Source organism: Streptomyces sp. NPDC085596 (genome assembly GCF_044541565.1).
GTDB lineage: Bacteria > Actinomycetota > Actinomycetes > Streptomycetales > Streptomycetaceae > Streptomyces.
The window spans coordinates 1-12,914 of record NZ_JBITTC010000012.1 but is presented as its reverse complement, the minus strand read 5'-3'; the positions used below and the strand labels follow the sequence as shown (position 1 = coordinate 12,914).

Annotated in this window: 14 protein-coding genes; 8 read left to right on the top strand and 6 right to left on the bottom strand. The window is 72.1% G+C overall.

Going from position 1 to position 12,914, the window contains the following annotated elements:
* Positions 1–8 precede the first annotated feature (8 nt).
* A complete protein-coding gene (locus ACIGA3_RS28070; protein WP_399720977.1) occupies positions 9–1,367 on the top strand; it encodes a sensor histidine kinase in 1,359 nt (452 codons plus the stop codon).
* Positions 1,364–2,029, top strand: coding sequence for a response regulator (locus tag ACIGA3_RS28065; RefSeq protein ID WP_399720975.1), 666 nt, complete (start codon positions 1,364–1,366; stop codon positions 2,027–2,029). The genes ACIGA3_RS28070 and ACIGA3_RS28065 overlap by 4 nt, the downstream gene beginning before the upstream one ends.
* Positions 2,030–2,050: 21 nt before the next feature.
* Here the strand turns inward: ACIGA3_RS28065 and ACIGA3_RS28060 are convergent, their stop codons facing one another.
* The 3 genes from ACIGA3_RS28060 to ACIGA3_RS28050 all read right to left on the bottom strand — a co-directional run bounded on the left by ACIGA3_RS28060 (position 2,051) and on the right by ACIGA3_RS28050 (position 3,969).
* Positions 2,051–3,025, bottom strand: coding sequence for a TauD/TfdA dioxygenase family protein (locus tag ACIGA3_RS28060; protein WP_399720973.1), 975 nt, complete (start codon positions 3,023–3,025; stop codon positions 2,051–2,053).
* A 105-nt stretch (positions 3,026–3,130) separates the two neighbouring features.
* A complete protein-coding gene (locus ACIGA3_RS28055) occupies positions 3,131–3,598 on the bottom strand; it encodes a peroxiredoxin (protein ID WP_399720972.1) in 468 nt (155 codons plus the stop codon).
* Positions 3,595–3,969 carry a hypothetical protein gene (locus tag ACIGA3_RS28050; protein WP_399720970.1) on the bottom strand — a complete coding sequence of 125 codons (375 nt, stop codon included), beginning with the start codon at positions 3,967–3,969 and terminating at the stop codon, positions 3,595–3,597. The genes ACIGA3_RS28055 and ACIGA3_RS28050 overlap by 4 nt, the downstream gene beginning before the upstream one ends.
* Positions 3,970–4,149: 180 nt before the next feature.
* Between ACIGA3_RS28050 and ACIGA3_RS28045 the strand changes: the two genes are divergently transcribed.
* The gene (locus ACIGA3_RS28045) at positions 4,150–5,100 is read left to right on the top strand and encodes an ATP-dependent DNA ligase (protein WP_399721367.1); all 951 of its coding nucleotides are present in this window, start codon (positions 4,150–4,152) and stop codon (positions 5,098–5,100) included.
* Between the two features lie 119 nt (positions 5,101–5,219).
* Complete coding sequence (locus tag ACIGA3_RS28040) at positions 5,220–5,996, top strand: NPP1 family protein (protein ID WP_399720968.1); 777 nt, start codon at positions 5,220–5,222, stop codon at positions 5,994–5,996.
* Positions 5,997–6,024: 28 nt separating this feature from the next.
* Here ACIGA3_RS28040 and ACIGA3_RS28035 read toward each other — a convergent pair whose 3' ends face one another.
* The gene (locus tag ACIGA3_RS28035; protein WP_399720966.1) at positions 6,025–6,549 is read right to left on the bottom strand and encodes a hypothetical protein; all 525 of its coding nucleotides are present in this window, start codon (positions 6,547–6,549) and stop codon (positions 6,025–6,027) included.
* 360 nt (positions 6,550–6,909) lie between these two features.
* Here ACIGA3_RS28035 and ACIGA3_RS28030 point away from each other — a divergent pair, with 360 nt between their 5' ends.
* Positions 6,910–7,701 (top strand): RNA polymerase sigma factor SigF, encoded by a 792-nt coding sequence (locus ACIGA3_RS28030; protein WP_399720965.1) that lies wholly within the window; start codon positions 6,910–6,912, stop codon positions 7,699–7,701.
* A gap of 233 nt (positions 7,702–7,934) precedes the next feature.
* The gene (locus ACIGA3_RS28025) at positions 7,935–8,747 is read left to right on the top strand and encodes a VOC family protein (protein ID WP_399720964.1); all 813 of its coding nucleotides are present in this window, start codon (positions 7,935–7,937) and stop codon (positions 8,745–8,747) included.
* A 64-nt stretch (positions 8,748–8,811) separates the two neighbouring features.
* On the opposite strand, the gene glgX is transcribed toward ACIGA3_RS28025, so the two are convergent.
* The gene (gene glgX / locus ACIGA3_RS28020) at positions 8,812–10,926 is read right to left on the bottom strand and encodes a glycogen debranching protein GlgX (RefSeq protein WP_399720963.1); all 2,115 of its coding nucleotides are present in this window, start codon (positions 10,924–10,926) and stop codon (positions 8,812–8,814) included.
* 23 nt (positions 10,927–10,949) lie between these two features.
* Entirely contained in the window at positions 10,950–11,456 is a 507-nt protein-coding gene (locus tag ACIGA3_RS28015) for a pep a2 (protein ID WP_399720961.1), read from the bottom strand.
* 303 nt (positions 11,457–11,759) lie between these two features.
* On the opposite strand from ACIGA3_RS28015, the gene ACIGA3_RS28010 reads away from it, so the two are divergent.
* Both ACIGA3_RS28010 and ACIGA3_RS28005 read left to right on the top strand, forming a co-directional pair.
* Positions 11,760–12,059, top strand: a complete 300-nt coding sequence (locus tag ACIGA3_RS28010) for a DUF5133 domain-containing protein (RefSeq protein WP_399720959.1) — start codon at positions 11,760–11,762, stop codon at positions 12,057–12,059.
* Positions 12,060–12,171: 112 nt separating this feature from the next.
* Positions 12,172–12,914, top strand: a 743-nt coding sequence (locus tag ACIGA3_RS28005) for a maltotransferase domain-containing protein (protein ID WP_399720958.1), incomplete at its 3' end; no start/stop codon positions are given.

The window sequence follows — 12,914 nt, the reverse complement described above, 5'->3', positions numbered from 1 at the left end:
TCTCTTCCGTGACCGATACGACGCACACCCAGCCGATACCGCCGGGCCAGGCCGCGCGGCAGCGCAGCCCCGAGTTCCGGTTCGCCGCGGGCGCCCTGCGCGGGCTGCGGCAGGACCTGTTCCACGACGCCTTCGCCTACCGCCCACTGCCGCCGACGGAACCCGGCGGCCGCTTCACCCGCAGCGGTTCCGAGCGCGTGAAGGAGTACGGGGCCTGGGCACCGCACGCGGCGGTCGTCGCCCTCACCGGGATGGCGGTGTTCCTCGCCGTGGTGAGCACGCACGGCGCCGGTCTGGCCGCCCTGCTGTGCGCGCTGCTGGCCGGGGCGCCGGTGCTGCTGACCCTGGTGCGTCCGGTGGGGGCGTTCTGGGTCTCCCTGGCGGCGAACACGGTCGCCCTCGTCCTCACCGGCGGCTCCGAGTCCCCCTGGCCGCCCGGCGGTTTCCTCGCGCACCTGGCCGTGCTGACGGTCGTCGCGGCGCGTACCCGTCCCCGCACGGCCGCCTGGATGTGGGGGCTGACCGCGGTCTACGGGTTCTTCGCCGACGGCCTGTTCGGCTGGAGCGGCGACATCGGCTACGGGTCCGATCTGGGGCCGATGCTGTTCTTCTCCGGCGTGGCCCTGCTGATCGTCGCGGTCCGGCAGACCCTGCGGCAGGCCCGGCGGGAGGTGAGCGTCCACCAGACGGTCACCGCGCACGAGCGCTCGCGGCGCACGCTGCTGGAGGAGCGCACGACCATCGCCCGCGAGCTGCACGACGTGGTCGCCCACCACATGTCGGTGGTCGCCATCCAGGCGGAGGCCGCGCCCTACCGGGTGGAGAACCCGCCGCCTGAGCTGGAGAAGGCGTTCGCCACCATCCGGGAGAACGCGGTCGCCGCCCTGACCGAGCTGCGCCGGGTCCTGGGCGTGGTCCGCGCGCAGGACTACGAGGCACCGGACGCCCCGCAGCCCACCCTCGCGGACCTGGACGGCCTGCTCGCCAATGTGCGGGACGCCGGGCTCGACGTGACCAGGACGGTGACGGGCGCGGTGCGCGAACTCCCGCAGGGCGTGGAGCTGTCGGCGTACCGGATCGTGCAGGAGGCGCTGAGCAACACCCTGCGGCACGCGCCGGGGGCGGACGCCAGGGTCGAGATCGGGTACGTGCTCGGCGGCCTGGGCCTGCGCGTGCTCAACGGGGCACCGCCCGCGCCGAACCTCGTCAAGCCCTCCCCCGGCGCCGGGCACGGCATCACCGGCATGCGGGAGCGGGTCTCCATGCTGAACGGTGAGATGACGGCGGGCCCGACGGCCGAGGGCGGCTATGAGGTGACCGTGTTCCTGCCGGTCCCGGCGGCCGCCCCGATCGAGGGTGAGGCATGACGGTCCGCGTGGTGATCGCCGACGACCAGATGATGGTCCGCGAGGGCTTCTCGGTCCTGCTGAACGCGATGCCGGACATCGAGGTCGTCGGTGAGGCGGTCAACGGCCGGGAGGCGGTCGGGCGGGTGCGTGAACTGGCCCCGGACGTCGTGCTGATGGACATCCGGATGCCGGAGATGAACGGCATCGAGGCGACGCGGGAGATCATCGCGGCGGACGCGGCGGCGAAGGTGCTGGTGCTCACCACGTTCGACCTGGACGAGTACGTGTACCAGGCGCTGCGGGCCGGGGCCTCCGGCTTCCTGCTGAAGGACGCCTCCGCACGGCAACTCGCGGACGGGGTACGGGTGGTGGCGTCGGGAGAGGCGCTGCTCGCGCCGACGGTCACCAAGCGGCTGATCCACGAGTTCTCCCGGCTGGCCGAGGCCCCGCGCATGATGCCGGCCGCCCACGCGGCCTACGGCGAGCTGACCGAGCGGGAGACGGAGGTGCTGGTGCTGATCGCGCAGGGCCTGTCGAACGCGGAGATCGCCGGGCGGCTGGTGGTGGCCGATTCCACCGTCAAGACCCACGTCAGCCGCATCCTGGTGAAGCTGGGCCTGAGGGACCGCACACAGGCGGCGGTGTTCGCGTACGAGGCGAGGCTGGTCACGCCGGGGTGAGCCGGCGTGACCTGGCGGAGCTCACCAGCGTCCGGGTTCCGTGCCCACCAGCGGCTTGGAGGCGATGCCGTCCACGCCCACAGGGACATCGCCCGCGAGCATCACCCGGTGCATGATCCGGGGGTGGTCGACGTGGACGTTGTCGCTGGGCGCGAGGTGCGCGGTGGCCCGGTTGTCCCAGAAGGCGACGCTGCCGGGCTCCCAGCGGAAGCGGACGGTGTACTCCGGCCGCACCACCTGCTCCAGCAGCATCTCCAGCAGGGCCGCGCTCTCCGGGCGGGAGACCCCGGAGATCTGCTCCAGGTAGTAGCCGTTGACGAACAGCACCCGCTCCCCCGTCTCCGGATGCACCCGCACCAGGGGGTGCTCGGAGGCCACCTGGTGGTCCAGCAGGTGCCGCGTGTAGGCGTCGTCGCCGGGCCGGGGCTGGTAGCCGACCCCGAGTCGGTGCTCGGCGCGCAGCCCGTCGACGAAGGCCCGCACCGGCGCGGAGAGCCCGGCATAGGCGGCGGCCAGGTTGGCCCACGTGGTGTCGCCGCCGTACGGGGGTACGGTCTCGGCGCGCAGGATGGTCGCGGCGGGCGGGTCGACGCGGGCGCCGTGATCGCAGTGCCAGCCGCGCAGCAGGGTGTGCCGTCGGCGGCGCAGCCACTCCTCGTGCTCCATGCCGAACCGGCCGCCCAGCTCCAGCCGGTCGGCGGTGGTCTCCACCTCGGGGAACCCCTCGGGCGAGGCGCTGCCCCGCTTGCGCAGCACGACGGGCTCGCCGAAGCGGCGGGCGAAAGTGACGTGCCCGGCGTGGTCGAGCCGCTGGCCGCGGAAGAACACCACCTTCCAGCGCAGCATCGCGTCCCTGATCAGCGCCACCAGGGAGTCGTCGAGCGGTGCGGCGAGGTCGACGCCGGTGATCTCGGCGCCGATGTGCCCGGCGACCGGTTTCACCGCCACACCCGCGATGCGCTCGGGCCGCTCCGCCGGGGTGCTGTCCGTCGTCATGTGTGCGCTCCGATGGTCGTCGTACGGGCCTCACCGTGATCGTGTCAGCCGGGCAACGGCCTTGGCGAGCGCCGACGGCTGACATCTGCCATGCAAAGACAGCGCTCAGCCTTGAGCGGCTCGCAGCGCGGCCAGCGCCCGGTCGGCGTGGGTGTTCATCCGCAGTTCGCTGCGGACGATCTCCAGCACTGTGCGGTCCTGCCCGATGACGAAGGTGACCCGCTTGGTCGGCGCGAGCGTGAAGCCCCGCTTGACGCCGAAGCGTTCGCGGATCGCGCCGTCGGCGTCGGAGAGCAGCGGCATGCCGAGGGTGTGGCGGCCGGCGAACTCCTGCTGCTTTTCTACGCTGTCACCGCTGATCCCGACGGGACGGGCACCGGCGTCGGCGAACTCGGCGGCCAGGTCCCGGAAGTGGCACGCCTCGGCGGTGCAGCCGGCGGTGAGGGCGGCCGGGTAGAAGAACAGCACCACGGGGCCGTCGGCCAGCAGCTCAGTCAGCCGCCGTTCGGTGCCGGTCTCGTCCGGCAGCGCGAAGTCCTCGACGGTGTCGCCCACTTGAAGACGCTCGCTCATGACTGTCCCTTCGAGTTACGGGCGACGCCACGGGCCCACAGCACCAGCGGCACCTGGAGGGGCAGCCGGGCGAGGGAGGCGGCGCGCTGCGGGGCGGGGCTGTGCCGCGCGTCGACGGCCATCTTCACATTGGCGGGGAAGACCCCGACGAAGAAGGCGGCGGCGGCCTTCGCGGCCAGCGGGCGGGTGGCGGGCGCGGCGACCCCGGCGGCGAGGGCGAGTTCCGCGACCCCGCTGGCGTAGGTCCAGGCGCGGGGCGAGCCGGGCAGGGCGCGGGGGACGATCTCGTCGAACTTCTTCGGAGCGGCGAAGTGGGCGATCCCGGCCGAGGCCAGCAGACCGGCGAGCAGCAGGGGCGAGCGTGGGGGCACGATGTCTCCTTCGATGGCCTGCCGCCGGATATTACTTGACGGTAGGGACTGGTCGGCGGCTCGGGTACGGCCGAGCCCGGGCACCGTTCAGGGGAACCGGTGGCGTGGAGCGCGTGACCGCGTCCGGCGCGGTCGACATGTTCTGCCGTGACCGTTGCCCCGCTGCCGTTCGTCCGCCCCATGCTCGCCACCCCCGGCGCCCTGCCGCCGCCCGCCCAGGACGCGCGCTGGGCGTACGAGACCAAGCAGGACGGGCAGCGGGTGATGGTGTACCTGCCCGGCGACGGAAGCCTGCTGCTGCGCGCCCGCTCCGGGGAGGACATCACGGCCGCCTACCCCGAACTCGGGCCGCTGGCCGGTGCCCTGGGGAACACGCCGGCGATCCTGGACGGCGAGGTGCTGGCGCTGGACCCGGAGGGCCGGGCCGACTTCCAGGCGCTGCAGAACCGGATGGGCCTCGCGCACACCCCGGCCCTGGCGGCACACCGGGCCGCGCGGGCGCCGGTCCACCTGGTGCTGTTCGACATCCCGTACCTCGACGGGCCCCGGCTGGCGACCCCGTACGCGCGGCGGCGGGCGCTGCTGGAGGGGCTGGGCCTGGGCGGCCCGCGCTGGTCGGTGCCGGGCGCGGTGGTGGGACACGGCGCCGAGGCGCTGCGGGTCACGCGGGAGCACGGTCTCGAGGGGGTGGTGTGCAAGCGGCTGGACTCGGTGTACGAGCCGGGGACGCGCTCCCGGAACTGGATCAAGATCCGGAACACCCGGAGCGTGGATGTGATCGTCGGCGGCTGGCTGCCTGGCAAGGGACGCCTGTCCGGGCTGCCGGGCGCGGTGCTGGTCGGTCAGCGCGCCGGGGGCCGGCTGGTGTACGCGGGCCGGGTGGGCACGGGCTGGAGCGAGGGCGAGCGCACCGAGCTGGCCGGACTGCTGGCGACCGCCGCGAGCGAGCGGTGCCCGTTCGACCCGGTGCCCCGGATTCCGGGGGCGCGCTGGGTGCTGCCCCGGCTGGTCGGCGAGGTCGGCTTCAGCACCCGGACGCGGTCGGGGCTGTTGCGCCAGCCGAGCTGGCTGCGGCTGCGCCCGGACCTCTCCCCGGAGGAGTCGGCGGCCGACCTTCCCGAGGATCTCTGAGCACCCGTCGGGGCATGGCTGACAGGATTTCACTTGTGGGACAGGTGGGACGGCTTGGCAGCGAGCCGTCCGGCCGGGATGCTGAACTCCCTTGTCCCTCAATCCAGTTGGAGATTCCTGTGGGTTCGTTCACGTCCCGCCGACGGCGCGGCAGATGGCTCGCCACCCTCACCGGTGCCGCCACACTCGTGATCGCCTTCCCGGCCGCGGCCTTCGCCGCTCCCCCGCTCGCCCTCCCGGTCAACGCCACGGCCGAGGAGCTGAAGTACGAGCCCGCGTTCGACTACGACACGGACGGCTGCTACTCGACGCCCGCGATCGGCCCCGACGGCACGGTCAACCCCGGCCTGAACCCGACCGGCGCGCTCAACGGCAACTGCCGTGACGCCTCGGACCTGGACAACACCAACGGCTACTCGCGCGCCAAGTGCAACAACGGCTGGTGCGGCTATCTGTACGGGCTGTACTTCGAGAAGGACCAGGCGCTGCCCGGCAGCAGCCTCGGCGGGCACCGCAACGACTGGGAGCACGTGGTGGTGTGGGTGCAGGACGGGCAGACACGGTACGTGTCGACGTCCAACCACGGCTCCTTCACCGTGCACCCGGCCTCCGAGGTCCGCTTCGAGGGCACGCACGCCAAGGTCGTCTACCACAAGGACGGCATCGGCACGCACTGCTTCCGGCTGGCCAACAGCAATGACGAGCCGCCGGAGAACCACAAGCACACCTGGCAGTACCCGGCGCTGGTCGGCTGGGACGGCTACCCGCCCGGCCTGCGCGACAAGTTGAGCACCTATGACTTCGGCAGCGCCAACTTCGGCCTGAAGGACGCGAGTTTCGCCTCGCACCTGGCGTCCGCGAAGCCGTCCGGCATCCCCTTCGACCCCAACGCCTGATCCTCGGGACCGATCCCGGAGGCGCCCGTCAGGCGGTGCCGGGCTCGGTCCGCTCCTGAAGGAAAGCGGTCAGCTGGTGCGCCAGGCTGTCCGGCCCGGTGGCCGCGGCGGTGGCCACCTGTGCCGTCTCGGTGAGGCCGATGCCGCCGGCCCACAGCCTGCGGTCGGTCCACTCCTCGTCGACCCGCAGATGGACCTGGACATCGACATGGGTGAGCGCGGCCTCGGCGGCGGCCGCGTGGACGACGGCGGTGGCGCGGCGCAGCGGATGCACGTCGAAGCCCTCGATGAACTGGGAGCTGCGCCAGTCGATGAAGGCCCCCTCGCCGTCCGGACCGACCCGGATGTCGATCTGGCCGTCCTCCAGCTGGACACTGGCCGGGCAGGTGCCCCGGTTCTCGATCGTCACCCGGACGCTGAAGTACGTCAGCCCGGCCGCGGCGTCGTCGCGTCCCCGGGGCGGTTCGGCCGTCTCCAGACGGTGGACGCGGACCCGCAGACCGGCGTGTTCGCCGTATTCCTGCCAGTCACCGACCACGTTCGGCTCGTACACAGTGCCCCTCTCGACCATCCGCGAGCTGCTGTCTATCCGTGTGCTCAGCACACTGTCAAATGAGCGGAATGCCACATGGCCAGGCGGTTCGCCCGCTTCGCTCGGTGATCAAGCCGTGCCCAGGAGAAACCGTCCGGGCGGATGCGCGGGCGCCGCTCGCGCGCGTGCCGCACATCACTCCGGGCGACCGCCTCTCACGGCCCGCGTCCATGGAGCCACCCAGCCCAAAACCGGGTCAAGACCGACACGGGTTTCGTCCCTTATTGGCATGTTTGTTTGTTTTTGCCGCACACTGGGCAGGAGGGACTGCAGTGCTCAACGGTGTGCCTGTTGCCCCAGCCCGCGAGAGAAGTGCACGCGATGTCTGTAACTGGCAGCACGAAAACCCACCCTCACGATGACGCCCCCGACACGGCCCACGCCTTCGAGCGGCTCGCCGGGCTGCCCGGGGGTCCCGAGCGCACGGCGCTGCGGGACGAGCTGGTGCGGCTGTGGCTGCCCATGGCCGAGCGGATCGCCGTGCGGTTCCGCGGCCGCGGCGAGTCCCTGGAGGACCTGTATCAGGTGGCGGCCCTGGGCCTGGTGAAGGCCGTGGACCATTACGACCCCGAGCGCGGCCGGGCCTTCGAGGCGTACGCGGTTCCCACGATCACCGGCGAGATCAAACGTCACTTCAGGGACCACATGTGGACCCTGCACGTGCCGCGCCGGGTGCAGGACCTGCGCAACCGGGTCCGCGGCGCCGGCAAGGAGCTGGCGCAGACCATTCCGGGCCGCCCGCCCACCGTCGCCGAGCTGGCGGCGCACACCCGGCTCACCGAGGACGAGGTGCGCACCGGTATGGAGGCCCTGGAGTGCTTCTCGGCGCTGTCCCTGGACGCCGATGTGGCGGGCACGGACGGGTACGCGCTGGGTGACTCCCTGGGCGAGCCGGACCCCGGCTTCGACCTCGTGGTGGACCGGGCGGCCGTGAAGCCCTGCCTCGCGGCGCTGCCCGAGCGGGAGCGCACCATCCTCTACCTGCGGTTCTTCCGCGGTATGACACAGAGCGGGATCGCGGAGCAGCTCGGCATCTCACAGATGCACGTCTCCCGGCTGCTGAGCGGCTGCTTCGACCGGCTGCGCGAGGAACTGCGCACCGAGACCGGCTGAGCCGCCCCCACCCGCCTCCGCCCGCCCCCACCCGCCTCCGCCCCGCTGAATCTTCACTCCTTCGGGCGAGAGCCGCCCGCCTTCGTGACGGCGCGGACGCGCTGCGTGGCCGCACGATGTCACCGCACATCAGGGCCCGCCTCGGGGGTAGTCGACAGGCAGCCGACCCCCTTCCGGCCGGACACTGGTCGAGACCGGTGGCCGCCGGGCCCCGAGAGCAGGACGCGACCGTCATGAATCACGACACATCCGTCAGCGGTGGATCGAGGAAGAAGAGGAAAGCCGTCTCGACGCACTCCGTCTTCGGCGCTCCCTGCTGGGTGAGCCTGACCAGCCGCGACCTCGACGCCACCGAGGAGTTCTACAGCGCCGTGCTGGGCTGGCGCTGGCGCGACGCCAGGCTGGGCGACCACTTCCGGATCGCGCTGGCGGACGGTGTGCCCATCGCGGGGATCGCCGCGGTGGCCGGCATGTGGCAGACGGCGGTGGCCTGGACGCCGTACTTCGCCGTCCCCGACGCCGACGTGGCGGTGGCGCGGGTCCGGGAACGGGGCGGCACGGCGGCGGTGGGGCCGCTGTCCTTCCCGCCCGGCCGGGGTGCGCTGCTGGCCGACCGGGACGGGGCGACCTTCGGCATCTGGCAGGGCGAACTGTTCTCCGACTGGGAGTCCTGGCAGCGCTCCGCCCCCGCCTTCATCCGGCTGCACACCCGCAACGCCTTCGACGCCGCGATCTTCTACGGGGAGGTGCTGGACTGGGCCACCGGGAAACCGGGCTGCTGCGAGGTCCGGTACGAGGGCGGTGAGGTGGTGCTGCGCAGCCAGGGCAACGTGGTGGCGCGGATCGACTCCGGCGCGGTGGAGGCGGCCCCCGACCCGTCGGTGCGGCCGCACTGGCAGATCCATTTCTCGGTCGAGGACGTGGCGCGCTGCGCCCGCAGCGCCGAGAAGCACGGCGGCAGCGTGCTGAGCGAGACCGAACGGGAGGCGGTCCTGCGGGACCAGGACGGGGCCCAGTTCACGGTGACCGCGCGCGACCCGCGCTGACACGAGGTGAGGGCGCCCACCGGATTCCGGTGGGCGCCCTCACGTGTCCCTCTCGTGTCCCCGCTCAGCCGTCGCGGGACGGCCGCGACAGCAGGACCAGGCTCCGCGACTCGACCGGGAGCCGGGTGCCTGCCTTGCGTTCGCGCTCGTCGGGGACGCCCTCGGGGTCGGCGGTGTCGATCAGGGTCGTCCAGCGCTCGCCGTAGGACGCGGCGGGCAGCCGGAAGTCGACGGGCTCCCAGTAGCCGTTCAGGAGCAGCAGGAAGGAGTCGTCGATGACCCGGCGGCCGTAGGCGTCACGCTCGGCGATGGCGTCGCCGTTGAGGAAGACGCCCACCGAGTGCGCGTCGCCCCGCCGCCAGTCCTGGTCGGCCATCTCGCGCGCGTCGGGGCGCAGCCAGATCAGGTCGGGCAGCGGCTGCTTGCGCTTGGCCGCGCGCTCCCCACGGAAGAACCGGCGCCGGCGCAGCACCGGGTGCTCGGCGCGCAGGCCGATCAGGCGCCGGGTGAAGTCGGCCAGGGCGCGCTGCTCGTGGTCGAGGTCCCAGTCGATCCAGGAGATCTCGCTGTCCTGGCAGTAGGCGTTGTTGTTGCCGTCCTGGGTGCGGCCGAGTTCGTCGCCGTGGCCGAGCATCGGGATGCCCTGGCTGAGCAGCAGGGTGGCCAGCAGGTTGCGCTGCTGACGGGCCCGCAGTTCGAGCACGGCCGGGTCGTCGGTGTCGCCCTCGACGCCGCAGTTCCAGGACCGGTTGTCGCTCTCCCCGTCCCGGTTGCCCTCGCCGTTGGCCTCGTTGTGCTTGTCGTTGTACGACACGAGGTCGCGCAGGGTGAAACCGTCGTGCGCGGTGACGAAGTTGACGCTGGCGCGGGGCCTGCGGTTGCTGGCCTGGTAGAGGTCGGAGGAGCCGGTGAGCCGGGAGGCGAACTCACCGAGCGAGCCGGGTTCGGCCCGCCAGAAGTCCCGTACGGCGTCCCGGTACTTGCCGTTCCACTCCGACCACAGCTGGGGGAAGTTGCCGACCTGGTAGCCGCCCTCGCCCAGGTCCCACGGCTCGGCGATGAGCTTGACGCGGCTGATCACCGGGTCCTGCTGGATCAGGTCGAAGAACGCCGAGAGCCGGTCCACCTCGTGGAACTGCCGGGCGAGGGTCGCCGCGAGGTCGAAGCGGAAGCCGTCGACATGCATCTCGGTGACCCAGTAGCGCAGCGAGTCCATGATCAGCTGGAGCACGTAGGGGTGCCGCATCAGCAGGCTGTTGCCGGTGCCGGTGGTGTCGTAGTAGTGCGCCCAGTCGCCGTCGACCAGGCGGTAGTACGAGGCGTTGTCGATGCCCCGGAAGGAGAGGGTGGGGCCCATCTCGTTGCCCTCGGCGGTGTGGTTGTAGACCACGTCGAGGATGACTTCGAGCCCGGCCGCGTGCAGCGCCTTCACCATGGCCTTGAACTCGTTGACCTGCTGGCCGCGTGAGCCGAGGGCGGCGTAGGCGTTGTGCGGGGCGAAGAAGCCGATGGTGTTGTAGCCCCAGTAGTTGGACAGACCCCGGTCGCGCAGCACACCGTCCTGCGCGAACTGGTGGACCGGCATCAGCTCGACCGCGGTGACGCCGAGCGAGGTCAGGTGCTCCGTGACCGCGGGATGCGCCAGCCCGGCGTAGGTGCCGCGCAGCCGCTCCGGCACGTCCGGGTGGGTGCGGGTCAGGCCGCGCACATGGGTCTCGTAGATGACGGACTCGGAGTACGGGCGGCCCGGCGGGCGGTCGTCGCCCCAGTCGAAGTAGGGGTCGGTGACGACGCCCAGCATCGAGTGCCCGGCGCTGTCGGCGGGCGCCGGGCCGTTCGGGTCGCGTTCGTAGAGCGAGGGGTCGTTGTCCGTCTGGCCGTCTATGGCCCGCGCGTAGGGGTCGAGCAGCAGCTTGGCCGGGTTGCAGCGGTGGCCGAGGGAGGGCTGCCAGGGGCCGTGCACCCGGTAGCCGTAGCGCTGCCCCGGCCCGACGCCGGGCAGATGACCGTGCCAGACGAAGCCGTCGACCTCGTTCAGGGGTACGGACGTCTCGGCGCCCGCGTCGTCGACGAGGACCAGCTCCACGCGTTCGGCGACCTCGCTGAAGAGCGCGAAGTTGGTGCCCTGGCCGTCGAAGGAGGCGCCCAACGGATAGGGGTGCCCGCTCCACACGGGCACCCCTTTCCGGGACTTCCTGGCCGTCACCGGGCGCCCACCAGGGCGCCGGCGGGCACCTCGGCGACCCGGACGGGCACCGGGGCCGCGCGGGGCACGCGCAGCATCCGGCCGATGTGCGGCGAGGGAGCGGTCGGGATCAGCGGGACCCGCTGATCGGCACGGGCACGCTGCGAGAACCAGATGATCCTGGCCCCGGTCTCGGTGGCGCAGCAGCCCCATCCGTCACTCATGGCGGCAAGGTCCGCGAGGCAGGCGCGCAGACCCTCGTCCGGGCCCAGATCGCGGTCGCCGCCGCCGATGGCGGTGATGAGGTGCTGGCCGTTCCACCACATCTCGATGGAGGTGGTGGAGTCCGTGGCGTGCTGGTCGATGGCGCGCAGCAGAAGTTCGGTGCCGCGGCGGACGGGGTCCACGAGATTGTCGAGGTCCCAGTGGCTGAGGTGGGCGGCCAGGATGCGGCTGACCTGTCCCACCCGTTCCGGGCCGACTTCCACGTCGAGGTGGTAGTAGCGGGGCACTGCGGTCTCCATTGTCGCTTGCTCCTCACCGGCGAAGCTCCTGCTCCACGGCCGCCCGGCGGGATCACCGGACACTCAGCGTGAACGCCAGTCGCTTCTGAGTCACCATCCACAGTGCGGCTGCTACGCCATTCGTGCAACACGAGCATCACGAACGGCGGGGTGGTTGAAGCTCCAACAGGACGGAGTGTGTTTACACGTGCACCATGAGTGAAAGCCTCGATCGCCGTAACGGTGCCGCGCCCTCCCGTGCGCGGTCACCACCCGACCGTCGGGAACGCGAGGGGTCGAGAGCCGTGGAAGGTGAAGGGGACCATGCTGCTACCCGCCAAGGCCGAAGTGGCCCGGCAGTTGCGGCGTTACCGGGCGTGGGAGCGCGTGATGCTCGCCTCGCCCCACGACCGCACGGTCCGGAGCACCTTCGAGGATTCGGGCTACACGTTGTGCGTGTTGATGGGAAAACGCTGCGCCAGGGAGGCGGCGGACGCCGCCGAGCGGTATCTGCGCTCCACCCCGGCCGGTTATCTGAGCGAGCAGGACGGGCGGCCGCGGCCCGGCCGGATGGCGCGACGCGCGCAGTCACCGGAGCGGCGATCCACGGCGCCCAGCCCCTGAACTGGCACCGTACATGGCGTTCCCCTACGGGACGGCACCTGCCGGCCCCGTATCCAGGACCGCGAAGCCGGGCCCCGAGTGCCCGGCTTCGCGCACGGCGGAGGTGAGATCCATGCGCAGGACCCCGGCCATCGGCCGCGTACCGGTACGTGATGTCCGGCCGGCCGTGGAGTGCGGCAGGCGCCCGGCGAAGGCGGTGGCCGGGGAGACGTTCCAGGTGACCGCGACCGTGTTCCGTGAGGGACATGACGCGGTGGGCGCCAATGTGGTCCTGCGTGGTCCCAAGGGCCGGCGCGGCCCGTGGACCCCGATGCGCGAACTGTCTCCCGGCAGCGATGTCTGGGGCGCGGACATCACCCCGGACGCCACCGGCCGCTGGACCTACCGGGTGGAGGCGTGGTCGGATCCGGTCGCCACCTGGCGGCACGCGGCCGGCATCAAGATTCCGGCCGGGATCGACACCGGTCTGGTGCTGGAGGAGGGCGCGGAACTCTACGAGCGCGCGGCCGCCGGAGCGCCCAAGGGTCCGGAGCGCGACCTCGTCCTGGCCGCCGCCCACGCCCTCGGCGACGACACCCTCTCGGTGAACCACCGTCTGAAGGACGCGCTGAGCCCGGAGGTGGAGGCGGTCCTCGCCCGGTACCCCCTGCGGGACCTGGTGACCGCTTCGGACCCGATGCCGCTGCTGGTGGAGCGCGAGCGCGCCCTCTACGGGTCCTGGTACGAGTTCTTCCCCCGCTCGGAGGGCACGGTCGAGCAGCCGCACGGCACGTTCCGCACGGCGGCGAAGCGGCTGGAGGCCATCGCGGAGATGGGCTTCGACGTGGTCTACCTCCCGCCGATCCACCCCATCGG